We start from the raw sequence: 25,033 nt of genomic DNA, 5'->3' as shown, positions 1-25,033 counted from the left end.
CGCAGGCATTTCTCTGCCGCAGAAGCCGCTTCGCCTGCACAGCACTCGATAAAAATCACCGCTCAGACGTTTCCGGTCACGCGCCCGCCGCCTACACACGGACCCACGAACGGTTGAACGCAGCCCCAGGCTCGCTATAGCTGAATCGGCCGCCGTCCGGCAATCGAATGCGCCAGGGTGCCGCCATCGACCAGTTCCAACTCGCCACCTAGCGGCATGCCATGGGCAATGCGCGAAGCGATCAGGCCCTTGTTGGCGAGCAACTGGGCAATGTAGTGGGCAGTGGCCTCGCCCTCGACTGTCGGGTTGGTGGCCAGGATCACCTCACTGAAACTGCCCGCCTCAATGCGCGCCAGCAGTTCAGGTATACCGATGGCTTCCGGGCCCAGGCCGTCCAAAGGCGAAAGGTGCCCCTTGAGCACAAAGTAGCGACCGCGAAAACCCGTGTGCTCCACCGCGTATACATCCATCGGTCCTTCCACCACGCACAGCAAGCTGTCGTCACGCCGCGGATCGAGGCAGAGCTGACAGACCTCATCTTCACTCAGGCTACGGCACTCCTTGCAATGCCCGACCCCGTCCATGGCCTGGGTCAACGCCTGGGCCAGACGCAAAGCGCCGCTGCGATCGCGCTCGAGCATCTGCAAGGCCATGCGCTGAGCAGTCTTCTGCCCCACACCCGGCAGGATGCGCAGGGAATCGATCAGTTGGCGAATCAGCGGGCTGAAGCTCATGGAGAGGTACTCGGTGACGACAGGATTTTGAGTGTTCGCAAGCTCGGCTTTTGGCTTGCCGGCTACCGCCGCAGCGGGGTGCTCAGACGGTATGCAGGACAAGGCGCAAATAGGCGCGGGCACTGGAATTTACTGTTGTAAATGAGGATGCCCGGGCCTGTTTGCAACGCGGTCATGTGCGCTGGCTGGACGCCCCTTCTTAGAAGGGCATTTTGAAGCCTGGGGGCAGTTGCATCCCGGCGGTCATGCCGGACATCTTATCCTGGCTGTTCTGCTCGACCTTGCGCACGGCATCGTTCACCGCAGCGGCAATCAGGTCTTCGAGAATTTCCTTGTCTTCCTGCATCAGGCTGTCGTCCAGGCTGACGCGCTTGACGTCATGGCGACCGGTCATCACCACGCTGACCAGGCCAGCACCGGACTGACCGGTAACCTCGGCGTTCGCCAGCTCTTCCTGCATTTTCTGCATTTTTTCTTGCATCTGCTGGGCCTGCTTCATCAGGCCGGCCATGCCACCTTTCATCATGGTGCTAGTCCTCGGTAATCAGGGGTTAACTGCGGTGTCCACGGGTTCAATGCTGTCCGCCCGAATAATAGCGGCGAACTGCTGAATCATTTGTTGCACCAGCGGATCATTCTGGATCGACGCTTCAGCATCGCGCTGACGATTGGCACGCTTGCGTGCCGCGGCCTGCGCCGGGGTTTCCTGCTCAGGCTTGCGCAACTCGATGTGCAGGCTCAACTCGCGCCCATGAAACTGATTCAACGCATCATTCAAACGACGTTGTTGGGTCGCGTTGAACAATGCACTGTGCCCTGGATCGAGGTGTAACAGCCAACTATCGCCGTCGACAGCCATCAGCGTGCAGTTGGCGCCAATGCTGCCGGTCATGCCGGACAAGCCCAGCTTGGGGAACAGCTCCAGCCAGTCCGCAGCCAAACCGGTCGCCGGCTGCGCTGCCGGCATAGGCTCAGGAACCGCAGGCGAGGCCAGTTCTACGGCATCGAAATCGTAGTCGAACGACTGCGCATCCATCTCCACATAATCGTAATCGCCGGGCGGTGGCTCGTCGTCACTGTCCGTACCGACGTGCGATGCACTGACAAGCACCGCCGCGTGCTCTATCGCCGGCTCAGCTGCAGCAACCGCAACGGCTGGCACCGGCAACGCCTGCGTAACCGGGGCAATCGCATCGACCGGAGGACGCTGCTCCTCCCAAGGCAGGTCAGTGACCGCTGCCGCAGGCGCCGTCACCACACTGGCAGGCGTCTCAACCACGGGTTCGCTAACGACTTCAGGAGCGACTGGCGGTACTACGTCAAGCGGCGCCGGCGCTGACTCAGGCACAGCCGGAATGACCGCAAGCGCTGGCGCGACCGTCACCTCGGGCTCGGGATGGAGCTCAGGAACTGGCGCCGTTACAGGCGCTGCCGCCACGCCAGACAGCGGAGAGGAAACACTAACAGCCGGCGTCGCCATAGCAGCGCCGGCCACTGGGTTGGTGCGGGGATCAGCAGTGGCCTGGCTAATCCCTAGCGGCTTTAGCGCCACCCTCGGCGCATCGCCGGGATCTGCGGGCCGGAACGCCAGCATGCGCAATAACACCATCTCGAAGCCACTGCGCGGGTCCGGCGCCAGCGGCAAATCGCGCCGTCCGATCAGACCCATCTGATAATAGAACTGCACATCTTCAGCCGGCAGCGCTTGGGCCAGGGCCAGCACGCGCTCACGATCCCCCTGACCGTTGTCCACTGCATCCGGCAGAGCCTGGGCAATCGCCACGCGATGCAGCACATTGAGGATTTCCGCGAGCACGCCGCTCCAATCCGGCCCCTGCTCGGCGAGATGCCGCACCGCCTCGATCAAGCCGCGCGCATCGCCTTCCAGCAACGCATGCAACACGCCATACACCTGACCATGATCCAGGGTACCGAGCATCGCGCGCACATCGGCAGCCAGCACCTTGCCCTCACCGAAAGCAATCGCCTGATCGGTCAGGCTCATGGCATCGCGCATCGAGCCATCTGCCGCGCGCCCCAACAACCACAGCGCGTCTTGCTCAAAGGGCACATTTTCCAAACCCAGCACGTGACTCAGGTGTTCGACCACCCGCTCCGGCGGCATGTTCTTCAAGGAAAACTGCAGGCAGCGCGACAACACGGTAACCGGCAGCTTTTGTGGGTCCGTGGTGGCAAGCAGGAATTTGACGTGCGGTGGCGGCTCTTCCAGGGTTTTCAGCAGCGCGTTGAACGAGCTGGTGGAGAGCATATGCACTTCGTCGATCAGGTAGACCTTGAAGCGCCCGCGACTCGGCGAATACTGCACGTTATCCAGCAACTCACGGGTGTCTTCTACCTTGGTGCGGCTGGCGGCGTCGACCTCAATCAGGTCGACGAAACGCCCCTCATCAATCTCTTTACAGATCGAACACACGCCGCAGGGAGTCGAACTGATCCCGGACTCACAGTTCAGGCACTTGGCGATGATCCGCGCGATAGTGGTCTTGCCGACCCCACGGGTACCGGTAAATAAGTAGGCATGGTGCAGACGTTGGCTATCGAGGGCATTGATCAGCGCCTTGAGCACATGGGCCTGGCCGACCATTTCGCGGAACGAGCGCGGACGCCACTTACGTGCAAGAACCTGATAACTCATCGAAACCCGTCACGAGAGGAAAGCAAAAGTGGGCTAATCCTAACGGAGCATGGGGCAAATTGCATCCGATGCGCAGACTCGTTACTGCCCAATCCGTCACCCTGCGAAGATTGCCCTGGCTAAAGTTTGATCAAGCGGTTATCATCCGCGCCGTTCGTACCACGCTGTAAGTCAATCAGGCCTTTTGGCCCCCTCGATGGTTTCCAGGTAAAGAACGCATCCGCCTCACCAAGCGATGCCGCACAGTTCTCTACCGTGACCCAACCTGCTGACTGATCTGGCCGTCCCGCGCAAGCGCCGACTCAAGCCCGCCTCCGAAGTACCGACCGCGCTCAAGCCCCTCACTTGGAACTTTTGCGTGCAGTCCCGCTCCGATCAGACTCATCCCTTCGGCCTGCACGGTCGATCGTTTGGAGCTTTATTTAGCGCAATGACGCGCCCGTTGTTTTTAGGAAACACCCAGAAAAATGAATACTCAACACCAAATTCAGGATGCCATTCGCACCCTAACCAGCGCATTTTCGCCCTTCGATTGCCACATCATGGCCGCGCGCAAAGGCAGCTTCAGCTTCACCATCGTCAACCAGGCCGGCATCGCTCGACATAGCCAGCGCTTGTATCCCGGCCAGTACAGCGGTGACTCCCTACAGCAGGTAATCGAGCGCGCACGCCAGTCGCTACTGGCCTGATCGCCACATCCACCCCGAACTTCATCGCTGCAGCGGGGTCGAAGCTAGTCACCCTCAGGATGGAGTACGGTCATGGACAACATCAATCGCCAACTCGTCGAGCAATTGTTCGCGCCCTTGCGCGTCACCTTTAGCGCACCACGCCCGGACGGCGGCATCGTCCTCTCTTTAGTCGATGCTGCCGATGTCACCGCTTACAGCCGCGTACTCAGCGCCGCCCAGCGGAATGACTCGCAGGCTTTCGCCCAGAGCCTGGAAGAAATCCGCCTGGAACTCGCCGTACGCTCCGGCAGCATTCCTGCGGACATGCGTAAAGCATTGAAAGAACAAGACAGCGTGCTCAACTACCACATCGCCTGACCTGCACCCAACACAAAAAGCCCCGCTTAATGCGGGGCTTTTTCATGGCGCACGAAAACCTGTAACGCGGCGCGTCAAGATTCGATGAGTAGGGGTATTCAATTTACGCGAGTCAAACCCGGATGGGTTTAGAGATGGAGGCAACCCCACCAGCCACACCTCGGCACACAATGTTCCCGCTGTGGCTGCTTCCTTCCGGATCTGACCAGGTTCACGGGTAATCGTTGCGAGGGGACCGGCAGGGCCACCATAACGCAGCTCGCCTTGCGACGAGCCGCGCCATTGTACCGGCTTGCATTGAACTTACAACTGCTTCAAACACTTAGCGCTGAATTCATGGTGTGCGGGTCACACGCGAAAGCGGCCAACCAGCTGCGCCAACCCATGGGACAGCTCGGATAGATGCTGACTGGCGCGGGTGCTTTGCTCCGAGGTTTGCGCCGCCTCGTTGGACAGATCGCGAATATCGCTAATGTTCCGGGCAATCTCCTCGGTCACGCTGCTCTGCTCCTCGCACGCGGTGGCGATCTGTGCCGCCATGTCGTTGATCCGCTGCACTGAATCGCTGGTGTCGTTGAGCGCCTGGTCGACGCCCGCGGCCTGCTCAACGCTCTGCCGCGCTCGCGCGCTGCCGGAATGGGTCGCCTTGACCGCGTTCTGCACGCCGATCTGCAAACGCTGGATCATCTCCTGGATGTCCTTGGTCGAGTCCTGAGTACGCGCCGCCAGAGCCCGCACTTCGTCGGCCACCACGGCAAAACCGCGCCCCTGCTCACCGGCCCTAGCCGCCTCGATGGCCGCATTCAGCGCCAGCAGGTTGGTCTGCTCGGCAATACCTTTGATCACCGCCAGCACTGCGCCGATATTGGCGGTTTCCTGCTCCAGGGTCTGGATGGTGTCGGAAGCGCTTTCCACCTCCTGGGCCAGTTGGCGAATCGAGTGAATCGTCGCCCCAACTACCTGAGCCCCTTCGCGGGACTGCGCTTCGGCGGTGCGCGCAGCGTCCGCAGCATTCTGTGCGTTGCGCGCCACCTCATGCACTGCCACGCTCATCTCGGTGGCCGCGGTGCTGACCTGATCGACGGCGGCATGCTCACTGCTGATCAAGCGATCATTCGCCGCCGCCATGCCCGCCAGACTCTGCGCGGAGTCGGCAACCTCGCCGGTGACCCGGCCGACCTCCTTGATCAACGGCTGTAATTTGTCGAGAAAGCGATTGAAGGCATGACTGAGCTTGCCCAACTCGTCTCTGGAAAGCACATCCAAACGTACCCGCAAGTCGCCATCGCCATCGGCGATTTGCTCGATACGGTGCAGTAAGTTATGCAAAGGCCGGGTCACCAGAATCGGGAAGCCGATCACTAGTACCAAACACACCGCCAGGCCGATGGCGATGATGATGCCTTGCTGCCAACTCAGAGCCTGGCCTAACTCGATAGCCGCCAGCCCTTCTGCATTGGCTGCCCGATCCTCCAGTTCACCGAGCTTGTCGATGGCCGTGCGCATTTCTTCGAACTGCGCTTCGCTCGCGCCAAAACTCAGGGCGCTGGCTGCGACCGGATCACTGCCCAGCAATTGCAGGACTTGCTGGGATGTCGCCTTCCAGCGCTCGAAACCACGGTCGAACTGGGAAACCAGCTGCAATGCTTCAGCGCCGGGCTGCATAGCGGCAAACTTGTGTACGCGGTCATAGGCCTGCTGCAGGTTTTCCGCGTGTGATGCCTTGAGCCCATCCAGATGCACACCGGCATTTTCGTCCAGCGTGCTGCGTTCGGCGACAAAGGCCTGATAGAGGTCACGGTCGGCATTGAGCAACAAACTGATACCCGGCAGGTAACGATTGGTCAGCGTGGTGCTGGAGTCTGCCACCTGACTGATTCCGCGCATGCCCAGCACCCCCATCGTCACCAGCAGCATGGCCAGCAACAGAATCGGCAGAGCGATTTTCCAACGGAAGCCCAGATCAGCGAAAACACGGAACATAACGACTCTCCGGCATGATGGCCAAGTACCAGCTAGCTTAGACCACCGCTGAAAAATACTTGGCGAATTCCTGCGTGAACGCACAGGCACTGGCGAGCCCTACATAGCGCCGGTTAGAGCAGGAGCTTTCCAGGTTATGCCAGTGAGCTTCGCTGCATGAATCAAGCATGAGCGAGCACCGACAAGAGCAGCGCACAGAGCGTAAATCGGCCTGCACAGGGAATTTCCGCCAGCGCAACGAGTCACAAACAGGTCTCGATTGCCTGGCATCCGCACTGAAGCGATGCTGGCGACGCACAATCGCAGTACCCTGCGCGGGGCATCCCCCTCATTTCAAGGAGCAACAGCATGGCCATGACCAAAGACCAACTGATCAGCGATATCGCCGAAGCTATCGATACACCCAAGGCCACCGTGCGTGCGGCCCTTGAGCAGCTCAGCGAAATCGTCAGCGAAGCCCTGGAAAACGGCAGCGAGATCACCCTGCCGGGTATTGGCAAATTGAAAGTCAGCGAGCGCCCTGCCCGCACCGGTCGCAATCCACAGACCGGCAAGACAATCGAAATCGCCGCCAAGAAAGTAGTCAAGTACGTACCAGCCAAAGCGCTGAGCGACGCGATCAACTAAGACCGTAGGCTGGGTTAGCGGCGCTCAAGACTCAAGCACAACGCGGAATCCTGCGCGCCGCTTAACCCATTAACGACGCCGATGAGTATCGCTGCATTCAACGCCCGCCTACGGGAGTTGCAGTGGTTTCTCTTACTGCGCCACTGGCTCCGCTAACGGGGCGACGGCGACCGAGCCAGGGTTACGATCCATCTGGCGAATCCGCCTGACCTGCTGCACCCGGTTCAGATTTTCCCAAGCAGTATCGTAGTGTGCCGGCGACTGCTCGATCGCGCTGCGAAAGAACTGCTCGGCCACATCCAGCTTGCCTTCGACCAGGCAGACGTAACCAACATCGTTACTGGCCTGGGCACGATCGCTGATCTGCTCGAATGCGGAAAGCGCCTCCTCGTAACGCTCCATTCGCGCCAGCAGCAGCCCGTAGTTGCGCCACAGCGGTGCGTAGGTAGTGTCGTAGCCGATGCCGCGCTGATAGGTACGTTCGGCTTCGGGCCATTGTCCGGCTAGGTAGTAGGAGTAGCCCAGGCTATTTTGCACCAGCACCGAGCGCGGCTCGATCAGCAGGGCCAAGCGGTAATAGGCCTCGGACAACGGGAAATCGTTACTCAAGTCGGCAAGTACGCCAAGGGCGTTGTAGACCTTAAGAGGCGACTGGCCGTCCACCTTGAGTGCGGCCACGTCGGGCAGGCCATCGCCCTGATCGTTGCCCAGACGGCGCTGATCCAGCGCCACCGCCTTGAACAGCAACGCCCGGGCGACCTCATGATCACGCTTGGCCAGCTGCAGCAGCCCCATCTCCGCCAGGGCGTCGAGGTTTTCCGGCTGGCTCGCCAGCACATCGCTGAAGGCCATCTCGGCGAGCTGAGTATTACCGCGTTCGCGGTGGATGCGCCCGACCCCGACCAGGGCCTCGTAGCGTTTCGACTGCAGTTCGATGGCGCGCAGATACTGATACAGCGACTGATCCAGATCACCGGCCCGGTAGGCCATCGCGGCCATCTGCATGGCCTGATCGGCCGAACTGGCCTGTTTCTGTACCTTGTGCAACAACGAATTGTCGCCGCTATACACCGAACGGGTATTGAGTTCCGGCTCCGGCCCCATGGTCTGACATCCTGACAGCACGGCCGTCATGGCCAACAGCAGACTGATCCTTTTCATGTCATAGCTTCCCGAACGCTTTGAGTGCCCCAATGATGGCGGGACCGATGGCCACCAGGAAAAAGCTCGGCCATAGGCAGAAGATTAGTGGAAAGACCAGTTTGGTGCCGATTTTCGCCGCCGTCTCCTCGGCCTTCTGGGTACGCCGGTCGCGGAATTCCTCTGCGTAGATACGCAGGGTATCGGCGACGCTGGTGCCGAAGCGGATGCTCTGCGCCAGCAGGCTGACCAAACCGCGGATGTCTTCCAGCCCGGTGCGTTCAGCCAGATGCTTGAGCGCTTCGGCACTGGAAATGCCGGCACGAATCTCCGAGTTGACCAAGGCCAGTTCCACCGCCAATTCCGGCTGGCTGACCGCCATCTCGTCGGCCACCCGTTCAATCGCCTGAGGCAAGGCCAGCCCCGACTCGACGCAGACCACCATCAGATCCAAAGCATCGGGAAAGGCTACCAACAGCCGGGCCATCCGCGCCTGCTTACGCTTGTCGACATAGATGGCCGGCATCAGCCAGCCCAAGGCGGCCGCCGCAGCCACTAGAGCAATGCCCATGACCAGGGACAGCGTGGGGATCAGCGGCAGGACCAGCAAGGTAAGCCCCACCAGCACCAGCGGCGCCAGCAGGCGCACCGCCCAGTAGGTCTGCACCGCTGCGGACGAGCGATAACCGGCGTGCGTGAGCAGGGTGCGGGTAGCCGAGTCGTGCCCCTGCTCGGCGGAGGTGAAGCGCTGGCCCACCTGCTCCAGCATCAGTTGCAGGTTACTCGGCGCCTCCTGGCTGGCGGCCAAGCCGCCATGCCCGCGCTTGATCAGGCTCAGGCGGCGCTGCACCGGGTCGCGCAACCCCAACACCAGCATGGCCAGGGTGGCCATCGTCAGCACCGCGCTCAGACCGATGCCGCCGACGAACAACAGGCGCGCCAACTCCTCGTTGCCCACCACCCGATTGAGCAGACTCAGCAGATAGTCCATGAGCAATACCTCCTCGACGAGAGCCAGTACCTAGACCTGAATCCTGATGATTTTGCGAATCCAGAAAATCCCGATCAGCATGGCGGCAAAAGCCCAGATGACCAGTTTCTGGCCCAACGGCTCCTTGAGCAGCAGGGGCAAATATTCTGGCGTTGTAAGCACAATCGCCGCAGCCAGCACAAAGGGCACGGCCACCAGCACCCAGGCCGACATCCGCCCCTCCGCCGACAAGGTCTTGACCTTGCGCTGGAAGCGGAAGCGCCCGCGGATCAGGCTGCTCAGCCGCTCCAGCACCTCGGTCAGGTTGCCGCCGGTATCGCGGTGAATCAGCACCGAGGTCACCAGCATCATCACCGTCATGCTCGGCATGCGCTCGAGCAGGCCGAGCATTGCCCGGCGCACGTCGTTGCCGTAGTTGATATCGGCGAAGGTCAGGCCGAATTCATGGGCCACCGGCCCCTGGTGCTCCTCGGCCACCAGTTGCAGGGTTTCGTTGAACGGGTGGCCGGCGCGCAGGGCACGACACATGGCGTCCAGGGCATCCGGTAAGCCCTCCTCGAACTGGGCGAAACGTTTGCTGCGGTCGCTGGCAATTTTCAGCACCGGCAGCCAGCACGCCAGCACGGCCACAGGCAGCGCCACCCACCACAGCCGGATGAACAGCCACAGCAGAATGCCCACCGCAACACCAAGGATCAGCCCGAGCAACAATACCCGGTAGGCCCGGTAATGATGCCCGGCCTGCTCAATCATCTGCGCCAGGGTCTCCATGGCGGGCAGTTGCTCCAGCCGGGCCTCCAGCGGCGACAGGCGCCTGAGGTACTTCTGGCGCAGCACCGACTGCATATTCGGCAGGTTGCTGGCATGTTCCAGCACATGCAAACGCCCGCGAATGCGCTTACGCACCCGGCCCGCCTCGCCGAACACCGGTACCACCAGGCCCTGGCTGAGGAGGAACACGGCAGCGAACACCATGCCGAGGAACGCCAGGATAAATTCACTGGGAATCTGGTTCATGACTGCCCCCCAGCCATTCCGGACGGAACAGATTAAGCGGTAACTCGATGCCGCGTTTGCCCAACACATCGCGGAAGGCCGGCACCATGCCGGTCGGGCGATAGTCGCCGAGCACCTCGCCGTGTTCGCCCATGCCGCGGCGGACGAAGGCAAAGATCTCGGTCATGGTGATGATCTCGCCTTCCATGCCATTGATCTCCTGCACGCTGACCAGGCGCCGCTTGCCATCCTCCTGGCGCTCCAACTGGATCACCACGTCGATGGCCGAGGCAATCTGCTGGCGCAGGGCCTTGATCGGGAAGGTCGCGCCGGTCATCGACACCATGTTCTCGATGCGCCCCAAGGCATCGCGTGCGGTATTGGCGTGAATGGTGGTCAGCGAACCGTCATGACCGGTATTCATCGCCGTCAGCATGTCCAGCGCCTCGGCGCCGCGCACCTCGCCGATAACGATGCGATCCGGGCGCATGCGCAGGCTGTTGCGCACCAATTCGCGCTGGTTGACCTCGCCGCGACCCTCGATATTCGGTGGCCGGGTTTCCAGGCGCACCACGTGCGGCTGCTGCAGTTGCAGCTCGGCCGAGTCTTCGATGGTGACGATCCGCTCATTGTGCGGAATGAAGCTGGACAGCACGTTAAGCATGGTGGTTTTGCCGGTGCCGGTGCCGCCAGATACCAGCACGTTCAGCCGTCCGCGCACGATGGCCTTGAGCACCAGAGCGATGGCCGGGGTCAGGGTACCCATCTGCACCAGACTCTCGGCGTTCAACAGATCCACCGCGAAACGGCGGATCGACATGCTCGGTCCGTCGATGGCCAGCGGTGGGATGATCGCGTTGACCCGCGAGCCGTCCTTCAAGCGCGCATCCACCAGCGGTGAGGATTCGTCGATGCGCCGGCCCAGGTTGGAAACGATACGGTCGATGATGTTCAGCAGATGCTGGTCGTCGCGAAAGCGCACATCGGTGTGCTGCAACTTGCCGTAGCGCTCGACATACACCGAGGCATGGCCGTTGACCAGGATGTCCGACACGCTGTGATCGGCCAGCAGCGGTTCCAACGGCCCCAGCCCCAGCACCTCGTCGGTGATCTGCTTGATGATCAACTGCCGGCTGCTGGCGCTCACCGGCGCCGAATGCTCGTCCAGCAGGCGCTGGCTGAGTTCGCGGATCTGCCGACCGGCCTCGGCCGGTTCGAGGGAATCGAGCAGCGACAGATCCATGACCTTGAGCAACTGCTGATAGATCTTCTCCCGCCACTCAGCCTCCATCGGGTTGAGTCGCGACTTGGTTTCATAAACGGCATCCGGCGCACTGCTTTCCCAGGCCATGGGTGCACTGGCAGCCTCCTCGCCCTTGGCCTGTTCCTGCGAGGCTACCGCCGCAGTCTTGCCCGGTTGCTGACGCAGGCGATTGCGAAATTCACTGAGCATGGTCTATCCCCTGAATAGTCGGCCAAAGGTACGTTTCAGCAAACCCTGCTCGGCCGTCTCGGTGCCGAGCAACGCCTGACTCAACTCGCGCATGCCAAGGGTCACCGGGGCCCGCGGCGCATGCAGTTGCAGCGGAACCCCGGTGTTCTGGCTTTCGCTGACCACCGCATAGTCGTTGGGTAATTTCTGCAGGTCCGTGCAGCGCAGTGCCTCGGCAATATCCTGCAGGCTGACCGGCGAGGCCTTGTCGTAGCGGTTGACCACCACCTGCAAACGGTCGCCCTGCACCCCCAGCTCCTCGCGCATGATGCGCACTAGGCGGGTGGCATCCTTCAGGTGGCTGAGGCTCTGCTGCACCAGGACATAGACCCGATCTGCCTGCTCCAGAGTAATGCCGGTGAGGTGGTCGATCTGCCGCGGCAGATCCACCACCACCCAGTCGTAGGTACTGCGCGCCAGGCGCAACAGCGTCTCCAACTGCTCCAGGTGTACATCCTGCGGCAAGCACAGCTCGCCGGAACGCCCACCCAGCACATGCAGGGTCGGGCTGAAATGGCTGCAGAAGCCACGCAAGGCGACACTGTCCATTTCCTCGATCTGTTGCAGCACCTCCACATGACTGTGCGCCGGCACCACATCCAGGCAATGGGCAACGCTGCCGAACTGCAGATCCAGATCCAGCAACAGAGTGCTGCCGCCACGTGCACTCAACTGATGGGCCAAGTTGCAGGCCAGCAGGGTGGCGCCCGAGCCGCCCTTGGCATTCATCACCGCGATCAACTTGCCGCCCGTTGCCTGCCCCGCCTGGGTCTCATGGATCATCCGGCCCAAAGCGGCCAGCAGCTCATCTGCGGCCACCGGCTCGGGCAGAAAATCCCGGGCGCCGGCCTGCATCGCCAAACGTATGCCTTCGCGCTCGTCCAGCGGGCCACAGATCAACAGCGGCGGCCGCTCATGGGCCGGACGTTGCAGCAGGGCCACCAGCTCCTCGCGCCACAGATGGCTGACCCGCAACAACAGCAAGTCGGGCATCCGCTCTAAGCCGTACAGTGGGTCGGTATGGCCGTTGCTCACCAATCGAGTGGTCACTTGCACGCTGGGCAGACGCTGACTGACTGTTTTCAGGTGATTCAGCGCCGCGGCATCGCGGCTGCTGATCAATAGATGCAATCCCTGTTTACCGAGCGAACTGGATAGCGCGGGGGCTTCTCTGAGCTTCAGCATGGCGTGATCTCCGGAACTACACCTTCCTCGGCATGACGGCCAAGGCTTTCGCGAGGCAAAATCGACTGGAAGTCAGGCAGCGTGATGCCCCCGAACCCGGGAATCAGCAGGCTGAAGGTAAAGCCCCGCACCTGAAGGCGAACATAGCGGATAGCACGAAACCCGTTGACCGCAACGGGATCGCTGGGAAGGAGGACAGGACCACCTGTGCCGTCGAGATAAGTCAGGCTCAGGTCGGCGGTATCCAGACCGCCGATCAGGCTGCTGGCGCCACTGTCATTGGCCGCATTGTAGATAGCCCGGCGCAGAATGCGCGGCTCGCTGATATCGCACACCGCCGCCAGCCGGGCACCCCGGCGCACGGTTTCGTTCAGGGCGTTGACGGTGAAGAACAGACGGCCCATCTCCAGCACACCGAACAGCAGGGTGAACAGCAGCAGGCCGATGATGGCGAACTCCACTACATACACCCCGCGCATCTGCCTGGCGTTCATCACAAGGCCCTCATGACAGTGGTGGCGACCAGCGGAAAATTAAGCCCAGTGGCGTCACCGATAAAAGCCGGAATGCCGCTACCGATCAGCGGTAAGAAGGTGTAACGGATGGTGACCTGGACGTGGTCGGTGCCCACCGGGGTGACGGTGACATTACCTGGGCACAGCTTAGGCACTAGCTTCGCGCTGGGGTCGGGGCTACAGGACACAACTTGCGCGGAGGCCACCCCGCTGGCTGCCAGGTTTTGGATCTGGGTTTGCAGGTCAGTACTCAGCTCGACCCGCCCCAACCTAGCGTTCCAGGCTTCGCCGGCCGCGTAGCGCCCGGCATCACGACTGGCCTGTAGCAGGCTGTTGTACTGGAACAGCAGGCGACCGAACTCGCCAATAGCGAAAAGCAGCAACAGCAGCAGCGGCAGCGTGATGACGAACTCGACCATGGCTATCCCGCCCTGGGCCTGGCGCCGCGTGAATGCTTGTCGGTCCATGGCCCCTCCTAAGAGTCGTTGCTCGGCGTCCGGTTGTTGTCGATATAGGTCTTGTACAGCTGGATGATCTGCGGCCCCGCGTCGTCTATCGGGGTAGGCCCGGCCACGTTGTCGCCTTCGCACTCGCGGACGAACTGCCCAAATATCTGCGCCTCGTTGCCCTTGTGCTCCGCTGGTTGCAGCACAAAGAAGCAGCCGAAGCCGAGCACCGGGATCGGCGTCTTGCCGCCATCCGTGCCGTTGCATTGGCCAACCACGATCTTCAGCATGCGCCGCTCGAATACGCCACCGCTCTGGCAGCCGCTGCCGGTGCCGGCGGCGCAGGCCGCCGAAGCCTGCAGCCAGTCGTTGTAATCGAACAGCGCACCACTGGCGGAGGACAGGTTGCCGTTGCTGGAAGTGACCGGCTGATTCTGATGCTCGATCCGTGGCGGCGACTCCTTGTCGTCGTACTTCAAATCCGTGGCGGTAATCACCAGATCCGGTGGATAGTCCTGACGACTCAGGTTCCCGCCCTGATAGTTGCCAAACCGCGTATTCAGCCCCTGAACCGATGGCCCGACGGTATTGCCCGGTTTGGTCTGGACCTGTTCGCCGACGTTGTTGCACCGCTCTATACCGCCGGCCAGCGAATCACGCACAACATTCCCACCATTGCCATCCAGGCTGAGCAACTGGAAATTGCCGGGGCCGATCGGCGAATCGTCGTTTGCCGCGGTTTTCAGCAGTTGCAGATCGCCGAAGCGATAACCCCAAAACATCCCATTGGCCGGGTCATATTGAGCAGGATTGCCACACACCATCAGCGGCACGACATCACAAGGACTGGTCGGACTCGGCCCGGCGGTGGCAATGGCTGCCACTGCCTTGGCCGGATCGGGCCCGGCGATCACCTGCAGAATGCCCCAGAAGAACGGGCTCAGCGGATAGTTCGGCACCGACACCCGCACATAGCTGGCATCCGCAGGCCCTGGGAAGGTGAACGGGCCATAGACGCTGTTGGCCAGCTCTACCACGGCGAAACTGTTAACGCCGCCCGCCTGGGTGATGGCGCTCGCCAGTTCGCCGTTGCCGTTCAGCGCACTGGCGTTGAGCAGCAAAGTATCGCGCGCGGCTCTTTCCACCACGGTCGCCGCGCCGACCGCGCCGGACACCTGCAAGAGCCGCTTGGCGCCACTCAGCGCCGCTGCATCCACGGCATTCTGCAGACGCGTCTTGTTCACCAGCATATGCCCACCATCGAGGGCCAATGCGGCCATGGCCAGAATAGACAGCAGGGCAATCATGATCAGTACGATCACCGCTCCCCGCTGGCGTTGTGGCAGCGCGGTGAACGGCCGGTGCATACGGGGTTTCATCATCCAGCCCTCAGTTGCCGATGTTGATCTGGATCGGCTGGCCGACCTGGGTCGCATCGCCGGTCACGCCACGGTAGCCATCCATGGCCTTCTCTGTCAGAGGACCATCGGTGCCGCTGGGCGAGACCTCGGTGCCCGGGTTGGCGGCCAACGTCTTGTCGGCAATCTGCTGATAGTGGATGTCGTAAATGCTGGAACCCTGGGTGCCGACCCGCGCCTCGTCGTAGGTCATGCAGCCGGCCAACGCAAATACCGGCATGCACAGGAGAATCATGATTTTCATGGTCGCTGCCTCCAATTGATTGAGATCGTGCCCGGCGCCTGGCGGTCTGCCCAGCAGGCTCCACCAGCAGCTAATTCAGATCGTGGCCGAAACTGCCTTCGCTGACGCCAAGGCTGACCGGTACCGGACGCCCGGCTTCACGCCCCTTGGTTCTGCCCAGCAGGTAGAAATCCACATCGCCAGGTGCGACGACTTTCTCGGTCGGCAGACGCACGCTCCGGGCATCTACTGGCTTGGCCAGGTGCGGCGTCACCAGGATCACCAGCTCGGTCTCACCACTGATGAACTCCTGGCTGCGGAACAAGTTACCGATCACCGCGATGTCACCCAATCCGGGGAAGCGGCTGACCGAATCACGGGTGCTTTCGCTAATCAACCCGGCGATGGCGATGGTCTGGCCATTGCCCAACTCGACGGTGGACAAGGCACTGCGCTTGGTCAGCGCCGGCACCAGTAATGAGGAGGAACCGCTAGTCGACTCAGCTTCTACTACCAAGCTGTTGGCAGCCACCAGCTCGCTGACCGATACGTTCAGGTTGAGGTTGATCCGCCCCGAGTCCAATACGGTCGGCAGGAACTTCACCCCGACCCCGAATTCCTTAAACTCGATGGTGATGCCGTCATCATCGGAAACCGGGATGGGGAACTCGCCGCCGGAAATGAACTCGGCCTGCTGTCCGGTCAGGGTGGTCAGGGTCGGCTCCGCCAGTATCTTGGCCGAGCCATTGTCCTTGGATGCTTCCAATATGGCGTTGAAGAAAAAGCTCTCGGAGGCGAACTGAGCCAGAAACCCCGTGCTTGGGCTAAGCAGGTTGTCGACCACTGAGCCGCTGTTATTGAAGCCGCCAAACTCCCAATTGCCACCGGAACCGATCGCCAGGAAACGCACGCCAAGACGCTTGACCAGATCACGCTTCATCTCCGCCACCTTGACCTCCAGCATCACCTGCTGGCTGCCGCCGACGGTGAGCAGATTGATCACCTCCAGCGACTGGGTCGGCGCCGCAACCGCCGCCTCACCCTCGCCCTGGACCACGCTGGCAGTCTGTGCGGTATAGGTCTTGGCCAGTTTGATCGCGGTATCCATGGCCGCCGCGCTGCTCACCTGGCCGCGTAGCACCAGCGCGCCCTGGGCGCTGAACACCTCGATGCGTTCGTTAGGCATCAACTGGTGCAATTTGCCCTTCAACCCGCCGAGGTCGTGCACCACCTCCAGGTCGAGGCTGTCGATCAGCCGGTTGCGGCTATCCCACAGCAGTACGTTGGTGCTGCCCAGGGAGCGGCCGAGCAGATACAGCTGGGTCGGGCTGGTGATCAGGATATCGGCGATCTCCGGGTTGCCCACCGAGACCTTCTTCACCGGGGCGCGCGTGCTGAGCACCCGCGATTTATAGATCGGCACCTCGATATTGCTGGTATTGGCTGCCGGCATGGTACTTACCGCCGGCGGCGCTTCAGCCGCCTGCACCACGATGCTCGACAGCAGCCAGGCGCCCAGTGCGTACAGCGCGTATGACCTGAGTCTCAGGATGATCTCCATGCCCTACTCCTTGCTTGTTATGTCGCCTTACCTGCTTACCGGAGCAGCGGAAACCGCTGCCACTGCGTACCCGTTCGTCCTGTGAGGCGAATGGGGAGTGCGCGAACCCCGCTTGACTCGCGCCCTCCTCTCCCGCCCCTACAGCTGTACCTTCGTTGCCTCGACTGCGGTACCGCGAATGATCGTGACCCCTACACCACCGCCGCTGCGCCGCACCAGCGGTTTGGCTGGCGCCGGGGCTGCGAGCGGAGTCGGCGCAGGCGCCTCGACCAGTGCCAGCGGTGCGGCGGTTTCGAGCTTTTTCTGGTTGTTCAGCGGGTTGCGCAGAGCCAGTTGCAGCTTGCCCTCGGTTTGCGCCTTAACCAGCACCTCAGCCTCTGCGCTGCTCATCTCCAGGGTCACCGCGCGCACCACTACCGGCTGGGTCTTGTCGGTGCTGGCGGTCTGGTCGACGGCGAGCACCCGCAGGTCTTCAAGGATGGTCTTCGATTCGGCTTCGTTGTTGTTGCCGCCACTCTGCTTAGTCGCCAGCACGTCGACCCGGTTACCCGGCAGCAAGAAGCCGCCGACACCGACCACGTCGTCGACCCGCACCGAGATGGCGCGCTTGTTCGACTCGATCAGCGAGGCCAGGGTGCTGCCGCCGAGGTGCTCGGCCAGCCGCGCGCCGCGCAGGATGTCGCCGCGCAGCATGCTGAAGGTGGCGATCTTGCCGATCACCTTGTCGGTGGTATCGAAACCGTCGTCCGGCACCGTGTTTTTCGGCATGCGCACCAGGCTGACGTGCTGGGCCTCGATCATCTGGCCGAAGGGGATTTCCACAGTGGCCACCACCACGCTCTGCAGGTTGTCGTCCGGGCCTGCATCGAGCCGGGCACTCAGCCAGTTGTTGGCCATCCAGGCGGCGCCCAGCCCGAGGATCAGGGACAGAGCAACCAGGGTCAGGGTACGCGCACTCATGTCTGTATCTCCTTAGCCAAGAAAGTCTTATCCAGCAACGTCACCCAAGGAAGTCGAGTTGGATGAAGTAGTTGTGCCAAGCCCACTCCAGCTCGCGCGGCGACAGCGGCCCGCTGCCATCCAGGTAGCGCTGGCGATCCAGCGCCATGCCCAGCAGGTCACGCGGATGGCAAGGCACCAGCGGCATGCCCTCGGCCTCGTACAACCCTTGCAGCACATAGCGCAGCAGCACTGGGTCATAGGCGATGCCCAGACGCTCGCATTCCTGGCGCCAGATACGCTCGTACTCTTCGGCCTTGAGGTAGTTGAAATGCAGCTTGTAGCCGATCCGCCGGAGGAAGGCCTCGTCGGCCAGTTCCAGCGGGTTGAGGTTGGTGGAGAACACCAGCACCAGGTCGAATGGCAGCTCACAGTGGCGCCCACCGCCGAGGTTGAGGAAGTCGCGCTTCTCCTCCATCGGCACTATCCAGCGGTTGAGCAACTCGGCCGGCGCCATGCGCTGACGGCCCATGTCGTCGATGATGAACAGGCCGTTGCTGGCCTTGAGTTGCAGCGGCGCCTGGTATTGCCGGCTGAACGGGTCGTAGCGAATATCCAGCTGCTCCATGCTCAGCTCGCCGCCGGTGATCAACACCGGGCGCTTGCAGCACAGCAGGCGGCGGTCGATGCCCTCGCTAAGCATCAGGCTGTTCTGCTGCTCGTCCGGGTCATCCAGCCGCTGGTGCACCTGGGGGTCGTAAATTTCGATCACCGCCTCGTTGACCGCGATGGCGTAAGGCACCCAGATGGCCTCGGCGAACAGGCGGATCAGGCGGCTGCTGATATAGGTCTTGCCGGTACCGGCCGGGCCGTAAATCATGATGGCGCGCCCGGAATTCAAGGCCACGCCCAACTGATCAAGCATGCCTTCAGTCAGTACCACACCACCGAAGGAGGCCCGCATGTCGCGCGCGGTGATGCGGCCATGGTGGATGGTCTGCACTTTGAGCAGCGAGCGGTAACTGCTCACCGGATAAGGCGCCGCACCAATGTAGCCGCTGCGCGCCAGAGCATCGCGGGCGGCGCTGCGGCCGCGCTCGGTCAGGCCGTAACGCAGGCCCTGGGCGGCGGTCTGGCCGCCTGCCTGACCGAGTACCTCGACCCGGCCATCCTTGCGCAGAAACGCCAGGACCTCCTCCAGCACCGCGCCGGTCAACGCCAGGCGCTCGACCAACTGCGGCATAGCCAGCACCCCGGCATCGTGCAGGTGCTTGCACAGCAGATCGCCGAGAAAATTGTCCGCCAGGCCGGTCTCGCGAATGCTCCGTGGCTGCGGGGCCAGGCGTTCTACGGCCTCGCGTTCGCTGGGGTAGGCGTCGCTGTCGCTGACTGCATACATAACGGGCCTCCCAAATTATTGAGCGAAATGCAACCAGTACAGGCTGGCCAGCGTGCCCAACAAAATCGCCACCGAATAAGGAAAGGGTTTGCCGGCCACTTCATCCGCTGCCGGAGCAAAGTAGGCGCGGGCCCTGAGCATCAAGCCGTAACGCGACAGGGTCTGCAGCAATTGCCCGCGCACCAGCACGATCAGAAAGCCGCACAGACCGCCGGCCATCAGGCTGAACAGGGCCGCCCAGAGCGCGCCACTCGGCGTCAAAAAGACGCCGACCATGGCCATCAGCTTGACATCGCCGGCGGCCATGCCGCCCAGGGCGTAGAGCGGGAGAAACACGCCGAAACCGATCAACAGTCCCAACGCACCATCGCCCAAACCGCTAATTCCGCCCGTATAAGCCTGGCCGGCCAGCCCCAGCGCGAGGCCCAGCACGACCAGGAAGTTGGGAATGCGATGGCGGCGCAAATCGCTCGCCACCGCGATAAGCAGCAGCCCAAGAAGCAAGATAACTACGGTGATCTGCTCCAAACTCATGGCCACTTCTCCCTATGCAACTGTCGTCACTAGCAGGCCGCACCACCGCCAACTGCGTTACAGAGCCTGTCCATAGTGGTTTCCACATTCGTTCCCAAGGCCAAGAAAGTGGCCGCTACGGCAGCTGTGATGAGCCCACCCGCCACCGCATATTCCACAATGGTCAAACCATCTTCGTCCTTCACAAACTTCATCACCGAAGTCTTGATTGTTTGAAAAGTCATTTCGCCCACCTCACTCGAAAGTTGTTCTTCCAGGAAATCGGCGGCACTGCTTGCCCCGCCTGTTTGAACCCTAGTCAGGCGGATATAGAGGGGTTAGGAGTTTTTTGCGGATCGCTAGGACTTTTTTGCCAGCATGGCCAGGCAGCTAAAATCCGACGGCCGTCCTTGGACGCCGGCAACGAAAAGGCTCCGCGTTGCCTGTGAGCCGGCGCGGCGATACCTGGGGAGGGGTAATGCGTAGGGTGGGTTGGGCGCATGACCACAAGCTAAGTGCGGATGCGCAGTCAGCTGCGCCGTAACCCACCCTACAAAAGCCATGGGCAACCCGTAATAGATGCATAGACAAAGGAAATCCCAGGAAAAGGAATAACTTACAGATGACTCTGCAACTAATTCGCAAGCGACGAATGGTCGATCCCGCCCCCGTCGAAAAAAGCGAAGGACGCCACGTGGCGCTGGGCTCTCAACGAGACATAGAGCGTAACGAGCTAGGCTTGGCTTTTTTTATTAGAATTTGATCTTCGCACTGATAGCACAGTGGCACTAAGACTTTAGTCTGATAGAACACTCAAGCGCAGAGCTAAGGGTATGAAGTCTAACTCGGCCACAAAGCCATTTTTGTTATGGCTCGATCTTACGCACGACCGATCGGTTGAAGAGCTGATCGGGCAATTCCGTGCGACCTGCGATTGCCGTCTGGCGAAACCTTCCACCCTGCCCGAGCGGGCCCATGAGCAACAGCCCGACATGATCTGCATGCACTTCGATCGCCCGGACGCGCTCGGCCTCAGCCTGCTCTTGGAGGTCAAGCGCACCGCACCTTCGATCCCGATCACCATGTTCACCGTGCAGCACTCGGAAGAGCTGGCCGTATGGGCCATGCGCTCGCGGGTGTGGGAATACATGGTGCTGCCGCTTTCGGCAGCGGAGAAAAACCGCTATCTGCACTCCCTGCAGCAGTTGTGCGAGTTGCGCCGCAGTTTCAATAGCCATGGCAAGAAGCCACTGGTGGAGCGCCATCCATGCCTGCCGGACAGCATCCGCCTGACTAGCGAGCACCAGAAACACCAGGCGCTGCAGAAGGTGCTGCAGTATATCGACCAGCACTTTCGCGAGAGCATCGACCAGAAGGTACTGGCGCAACGCTGCGGCATGACCCCCTTTCGCTTCAGCCGCCTGTTCAAGGAAGTCGTCGGCATCGGCTTTATGGATTACATCCTGAACAAACGCATGGACTTCGCCAAGGAGCTGCTCGACAACAGCCAGATGCCCATTACCAGCATCGGTTACGACGCCGGTTTCAAGGACCCGTCCTACTTCGCTCGCGCTTTCAAACAGTCCTGTGGCTGTACCCCCAGCGAATTCCGCCAGGCGCGCCGCCCGGGGCGGCATTTGGCGGCAGAGGTCGCCCTGGATGACGCAACGGCGCAAGTGCTCGATAACCTGATGCTTGGCGTTCACGCCTGACTCTCGACCTGAACGGCTTGTAGGGTGGACTTCAGCCCACGCGCCCTAGATGCAGGTCTACCCTCAGGTCGCGACGCCATAAGCCGCCATTGCCGTGAGAAACGCTTGCTCGTCCAGCACCTGTACACCCAACTCGTTGGCCTTGGCCAGCTTCGAACCTGCGCCCGGCCCGGCGACCACGCACGTGGTCTTGGCCGATACCGAACCGGCGACCTTGGCGCCAAGACCCTCCAGCTTGTCCTTGGCTACATCGCGGCTCATCAGTTCGAGACTGCCGGTCAGCACCCAGGTCTGCCCGGCCAACGGCAAGCCTTCGACGGTTTTCTTCTCGCTCTGCCAATGCATGCCGAACTCATGCAATTGCGCCTCGATACGCCGCGCCCGCTCGGCATTTTCCGGCTTGTCGAAAAACTCGCGAAGTGATCTGGCAGCTTTTTCATTAAGCCGTTCGACCTGACGCAGGTCGAGCCAGTCGGCGTCGATGATGCCCTGCAACGAGCCAAACTTTACGGCCAGTTTCTCTGCGCCAGTCACGGCGATAAAGGGAATGTTCAGCTTGTCGATAAAACCGGCCAGCGTGGCGCAGGCAGCGAACTCGGCATGCAGCTCACCCTCGTCCTGCAACTCGATACCACGTGCCAACAACTGCTCGATTACCGTACGGTTATGTGCGTCTTCGAAGAAGCTGTGAATCTCATGGGCGACTTCCAGGCCGACATCCGGCAGATAGGTCAGCACCTCGGGCAATGCCCGCTTGACCCGCTCCAGCGACGCCAGCGAACGGGCCAGCACCTTGGCGGTCTCCTCGCCGACATCGGGAATGCCCAGCGCATAGATAAAGCGCGCCAGGCTCGGCTTGCGGCTGTCGGCGATGGCCGCCAAGAGGTTTTTCGTGGACAGCTCGGCGAAACCTTCCAAGCCGACTATCTGCTCGAACTGCAAGGTGTAGAGATCTGCCGGCGAGGCCACCAAGCCCTCGTCCACCAACTGCTCGACGCTCTTCTCGCCCAGACCTTCGATGTCCATGGCGCGGCGCGAGACAAAGTGGATGATCGCCTGCTTGAGCTGCGCAGCGCAGGCCAGACGACCCACACAGCGGTATACCGAACCCTCGCTGAAGGTTTCCTTGCCCTTGCTGCGTTTGACCAGTTGGGTGCGCTCGACATGCGAACCGCACACCGGACAGCTTTCAGGAATCTGCACGGGCCTGACATCCGATGGCCGCCGCTCAAGCACCACCTGCACCACCTGCGGAATCACATCACCGGCGCGGCGGATAATCACCGTATCGCCGATCATCACCCCCAGCCGTGCCACCTCATCCATATTGTGCAGGGTGGCGTTGGACACTGTGACACCCGCCACTTTTACCGGTTTCAAGCGCGCCACCGGGGTTACCGCACCGGTGCGGCCGACCTGAAACTCGACATCCAGCAGCTCAGTCAGCTCTTCCAGCGCGGGGAATTTATGTGCAATCGCCCAGCGCGGCTCGCGGGCGCGAAAGCCCAGCTCACGCTGGTAGGCCAGGTTGTTGACCTTGAACACCACTCCATCGATCTCGTAGGCCAGCGACTCGCGCCGCTCGCCGATGCTGCGGTAGTAAGCCAGGCATTCATCCGCCCCTTTGGCCAATTTCAGCTCGCGGCTGATCGGCATGCCCCAACCCTTCAGCGCCTCGAGAATGCCGATATGGCTGTCCGGCAACTCACCCTGCACCTGGCCAACGCCATAGCAGCAGAACTCCAGCGGCCGGCTGGCGGTAATCTTCGAGTCGAGCTGGCGCAGGCTGCCCGCCGCTGCGTTACGCGGGTTGGCGAAGGTCTTACCGCCTGCCTCCAGCTGCCGAGCATTCAACGCGTCGAAACCGGTCTTGGACATAAAGACTTCGCCACGCACCTCCAACACCGCCGGCCAGCCGCTGCCCTGCAACTTGAGCGGCACATTGCGGATGGTGCGCACGTTGACACTGATGTCCTCGCCGGTACTCCCATCGCCACGCGTGGCGCCACGCACCAACAGACCATCGCGGTACAGCAGGCTGACGGCTAGGCCGTCGAGCTTGGGTTCGCAGCTGTACTCGACATCGACGCCGCCACCGAACAGATCGCCGGCCGGCAAATCCAGCCCCTCGCGCACGCGGCGGTCGAAATCGCGCAGGTCGTCTTCTTCGAAGGCGTTGCCGAGACTGAGCATCGGCACCTCGTGTTTGACCTCGCCGAAGGCCGACAGCGCCAGGCTGCCCACCCGCTGGGTCGGTGAATCTGGTGTCACCAGTTGCGGATGCTCGGTTTCGAGGGCCTTCAACTCATGAAACAGGCGGTCGTACTCGGCGTCCGGAATGCTCGGCTCGTCAAGCACGTGATAACGGTAGTTGTGCGCATCGAGCTCACTACGGAGCTGGGCGATACGTTCGGCGGCGGCTTGGGCGTCAGGCATGGTGCTTATCTCTCAAACGAAAAGAGCAGCCTGGGCTGCTCTTTCTGCAAACGGTTACGCTTAGCGTTTATTGGTCAGTTGCTTGCGCTCGAATTCGACGATGCGCTGACGGTAATGCTCGATAGTTTGCGCGGTCATCACGCTGCGCTGATCATCCTTCAACTCGCCGTTCAACTCATGCGCCAGCTTACGTGCAGCCGCGACCATGACATCGAACGCCTGCTTGGGATGACGCGGCCCCGGCAGGCCGAGAAAGAAGCTCACCGCGCGAGTGCTGAAACCTTCGATATCGTCGAGGTCGAAGGTGCCTGGCTTCAAAGCGTTGGCCATGGAGAACAGTACTTCGCCATTGCCGGCCATGCTTTCGTGGCGGTGGAAGATGTCCATCTCGCCGAAACGCAAACCGCTCTCCAAAATATTCTGCAGCAGGGCCGGACCTTTGAAGCCCTCGCCCTCACGGGCCACCACATTGATGACCAGCACCTCTTCAACCGGTGGCAGCTCTTTGCTGGCGGTCTTCGTAGCGTTGTGGCGCGCGTCTTCGGCACCTTCATCGACCGGATTGAGCAAGGTCGGAACCGGCTCGTCCTGACCCAGGTTCAAATCGCCTTGCTGCGGTTCACTGCCGCGCCGACGGTTCAGCTCGCGGGCGCTCATCGAGGGCAAATCTTCCTCGTCCAGCGATGGTTCCTGGTGGCGCTCAAGTACACGCGGCGGGCTGAGCAGATCCGGATCGCTGCCGTCGTCCGGTAAATTGGAGAAACTCCGGTCGAGTTTGAATTTCAACTTACCCTTGCCACCACGCATGCGCCGCCAGCCATCGAACAAGATGCCAGCAATCACAATAATACCGATGACGATCAGCCATTCGCGCAGACCGAATTCCATGAAATACCCTGACCCCTAATGAAAATGTGATGAAAAAAGAGCATCCAGCCCATGCTTCGGTAACTCTAAAACGTGGCGCCAACTCCATGTTCTGACAGGCGTTTTCCACGTGCAACAAAAGTGGGCATTA

24 protein-coding genes, 1 other RNA gene and 1 pseudogene are annotated in these 25,033 nt (G+C 61.5%); 4 read left to right on the top strand and 22 right to left on the bottom strand.

From position 1 onward, the window contains the following. Positions 1-134: 134 nt before the first annotated feature. The 3 genes from recR to dnaX all read right to left on the bottom strand — a co-directional run bounded on the left by recR (position 135) and on the right by dnaX (position 3,390). Positions 135-734 carry a recombination mediator RecR gene (recR, locus tag B3M58_RS00805; RefSeq protein WP_296216645.1) on the bottom strand — a complete coding sequence of 200 codons (600 nt, stop codon included), beginning with the start codon at positions 732-734 and terminating at the stop codon, positions 135-137. A gap of 199 nt (positions 735-933) precedes the next feature. After that, positions 934-1,260, bottom strand: a complete 327-nt coding sequence (locus tag B3M58_RS00800) for a YbaB/EbfC family nucleoid-associated protein (RefSeq protein ID WP_090385942.1) — start codon at positions 1,258-1,260, stop codon at positions 934-936. An 18-nt stretch (positions 1,261-1,278) separates the two neighbouring features. Next, positions 1,279-3,390, bottom strand: a complete 2,112-nt coding sequence (gene dnaX, locus B3M58_RS00795; RefSeq protein WP_296216644.1) for a DNA polymerase III subunit gamma/tau — start codon at positions 3,388-3,390, stop codon at positions 1,279-1,281. 467 nt (positions 3,391-3,857) lie between these two features. Here dnaX and B3M58_RS00790 point away from each other — a divergent pair, with 467 nt between their 5' ends. Together B3M58_RS00790 and B3M58_RS00785 are read left to right on the top strand one after the other, a co-directional pair. Next, positions 3,858-4,079 carry a hypothetical protein gene (locus B3M58_RS00790; protein WP_296216643.1) on the top strand — a complete coding sequence of 74 codons (222 nt, stop codon included), beginning with the start codon at positions 3,858-3,860 and terminating at the stop codon, positions 4,077-4,079. Positions 4,080-4,151: 72 nt separating this feature from the next. Continuing rightward, a complete protein-coding gene (locus tag B3M58_RS00785) occupies positions 4,152-4,439 on the top strand; it encodes a DUF3509 domain-containing protein (RefSeq protein ID WP_296216642.1) in 288 nt (95 codons plus the stop codon). Between the two features lie 144 nt (positions 4,440-4,583). On the opposite strand, the gene ffs is transcribed toward B3M58_RS00785, so the two are convergent. The 3 genes and pseudogenes from ffs to B3M58_RS22500 form a co-directional block, all read right to left on the bottom strand. Beyond that, an RNA gene (ffs, locus tag B3M58_RS00780) (signal recognition particle sRNA small type) lies at positions 4,584-4,680 on the bottom strand. Between the two features lie 107 nt (positions 4,681-4,787). Further along, complete coding sequence (locus B3M58_RS22505) at positions 4,788-5,567, bottom strand: methyl-accepting chemotaxis protein (RefSeq protein WP_414704035.1); 780 nt, start codon at positions 5,565-5,567, stop codon at positions 4,788-4,790. A 78-nt stretch (positions 5,568-5,645) separates the two neighbouring features. After that, a pseudogene (locus tag B3M58_RS22500) lies at positions 5,646-6,422 on the bottom strand (MCP four helix bundle domain-containing protein); the annotation flags it as partial. A gap of 348 nt (positions 6,423-6,770) precedes the next feature. On the opposite strand from B3M58_RS22500, the gene B3M58_RS00770 reads away from it, so the two are divergent. Then, positions 6,771-7,049: an HU family DNA-binding protein gene (locus B3M58_RS00770; protein WP_296216640.1), complete on the top strand. Its 279-nt coding sequence runs from the start codon at positions 6,771-6,773 to the stop codon at positions 7,047-7,049. A gap of 132 nt (positions 7,050-7,181) precedes the next feature. On the opposite strand, the gene B3M58_RS00765 is transcribed toward B3M58_RS00770, so the two are convergent. The 14 genes from B3M58_RS00765 to B3M58_RS00700 all read right to left on the bottom strand — a co-directional run bounded on the left by B3M58_RS00765 (position 7,182) and on the right by B3M58_RS00700 (position 20,112). Beyond that, positions 7,182-8,210 carry a tetratricopeptide repeat protein gene (locus B3M58_RS00765; RefSeq protein ID WP_296216639.1) on the bottom strand — a complete coding sequence of 343 codons (1,029 nt, stop codon included), beginning with the start codon at positions 8,208-8,210 and terminating at the stop codon, positions 7,182-7,184. Between the two features lies 1 nt (position 8,211). Further along, entirely contained in the window at positions 8,212-9,180 is a 969-nt protein-coding gene (locus B3M58_RS00760; protein WP_296216638.1) for a type II secretion system F family protein, read from the bottom strand. Between the two features lie 30 nt (positions 9,181-9,210). Further along, positions 9,211-10,197: a type II secretion system F family protein gene (locus B3M58_RS00755; protein WP_296216637.1), complete on the bottom strand. Its 987-nt coding sequence runs from the start codon at positions 10,195-10,197 to the stop codon at positions 9,211-9,213. Continuing rightward, positions 10,178-11,629, bottom strand: coding sequence for a CpaF family protein (locus B3M58_RS00750; protein ID WP_296216636.1), 1,452 nt, complete (start codon positions 11,627-11,629; stop codon positions 10,178-10,180). Before B3M58_RS00750 ends, B3M58_RS00755 begins: the two co-directional genes overlap by 20 nt. Before the next feature lie 3 nt (positions 11,630-11,632). Continuing rightward, positions 11,633-12,853, bottom strand: coding sequence for an AAA family ATPase (locus B3M58_RS00745; RefSeq protein ID WP_296216635.1), 1,221 nt, complete (start codon positions 12,851-12,853; stop codon positions 11,633-11,635). Next, positions 12,847-13,347 carry a TadE/TadG family type IV pilus assembly protein gene (locus B3M58_RS00740; RefSeq protein ID WP_296216634.1) on the bottom strand — a complete coding sequence of 167 codons (501 nt, stop codon included), beginning with the start codon at positions 13,345-13,347 and terminating at the stop codon, positions 12,847-12,849. Before B3M58_RS00740 ends, B3M58_RS00745 begins: the two co-directional genes overlap by 7 nt. Continuing rightward, positions 13,347-13,835: a TadE/TadG family type IV pilus assembly protein gene (locus B3M58_RS00735; RefSeq protein WP_296216633.1), complete on the bottom strand. Its 489-nt coding sequence runs from the start codon at positions 13,833-13,835 to the stop codon at positions 13,347-13,349. Before B3M58_RS00735 ends, B3M58_RS00740 begins: the two co-directional genes overlap by 1 nt. A gap of 8 nt (positions 13,836-13,843) precedes the next feature. Beyond that, positions 13,844-15,196: a TadE/TadG family type IV pilus assembly protein gene (locus B3M58_RS00730; protein ID WP_296216632.1), complete on the bottom strand. Its 1,353-nt coding sequence runs from the start codon at positions 15,194-15,196 to the stop codon at positions 13,844-13,846. Between the two features lie 7 nt (positions 15,197-15,203). After that, positions 15,204-15,476, bottom strand: a complete 273-nt coding sequence (locus B3M58_RS00725) for a hypothetical protein (protein ID WP_296216631.1) — start codon at positions 15,474-15,476, stop codon at positions 15,204-15,206. 70 nt (positions 15,477-15,546) lie between these two features. Beyond that, entirely contained in the window at positions 15,547-17,016 is a 1,470-nt protein-coding gene (locus B3M58_RS00720) for a type II and III secretion system protein family protein (RefSeq protein ID WP_296216630.1), read from the bottom strand. Between the two features lie 138 nt (positions 17,017-17,154). After that, positions 17,155-17,976 (bottom strand): Flp pilus assembly protein CpaB, encoded by an 822-nt coding sequence (cpaB, locus tag B3M58_RS00715; protein WP_296216629.1) that lies wholly within the window; start codon positions 17,974-17,976, stop codon positions 17,155-17,157. A gap of 40 nt (positions 17,977-18,016) precedes the next feature. Continuing rightward, the gene (locus B3M58_RS00710) at positions 18,017-19,354 is read right to left on the bottom strand and encodes an AAA family ATPase (RefSeq protein ID WP_296216628.1); all 1,338 of its coding nucleotides are present in this window, start codon (positions 19,352-19,354) and stop codon (positions 18,017-18,019) included. Between the two features lie 15 nt (positions 19,355-19,369). Beyond that, a complete protein-coding gene (locus B3M58_RS00705) occupies positions 19,370-19,888 on the bottom strand; it encodes an A24 family peptidase (protein ID WP_296216627.1) in 519 nt (172 codons plus the stop codon). A 29-nt stretch (positions 19,889-19,917) separates the two neighbouring features. Continuing rightward, entirely contained in the window at positions 19,918-20,112 is a 195-nt protein-coding gene (locus B3M58_RS00700) for a Flp family type IVb pilin (RefSeq protein ID WP_296216626.1), read from the bottom strand. 588 nt (positions 20,113-20,700) lie between these two features. On the opposite strand from B3M58_RS00700, the gene B3M58_RS00695 reads away from it, so the two are divergent. Next, positions 20,701-21,579, top strand: coding sequence for a helix-turn-helix transcriptional regulator (locus B3M58_RS00695; RefSeq protein WP_296216625.1), 879 nt, complete (start codon positions 20,701-20,703; stop codon positions 21,577-21,579). A gap of 63 nt (positions 21,580-21,642) precedes the next feature. Here B3M58_RS00695 and ligA read toward each other — a convergent pair whose 3' ends face one another. Continuing rightward, complete coding sequence (gene ligA, locus B3M58_RS00690; protein ID WP_296216624.1) at positions 21,643-24,015, bottom strand: NAD-dependent DNA ligase LigA; 2,373 nt, start codon at positions 24,013-24,015, stop codon at positions 21,643-21,645. Between the two features lie 60 nt (positions 24,016-24,075). Beyond that, positions 24,076-24,903, bottom strand: coding sequence for a cell division protein ZipA (gene zipA, locus B3M58_RS00685; RefSeq protein WP_296216623.1), 828 nt, complete (start codon positions 24,901-24,903; stop codon positions 24,076-24,078). Positions 24,904-25,033: the final 130 nt, after the last annotated feature.

The sequence above is a fragment of the Pseudomonas sp. UBA2684 genome (assembly GCA_002354655.1).
Classification (GTDB): domain Bacteria; phylum Pseudomonadota; class Gammaproteobacteria; order Pseudomonadales; family Pseudomonadaceae; genus Aquipseudomonas.
This window is presented reverse-complemented; position numbering and strand designations above follow the sequence as displayed.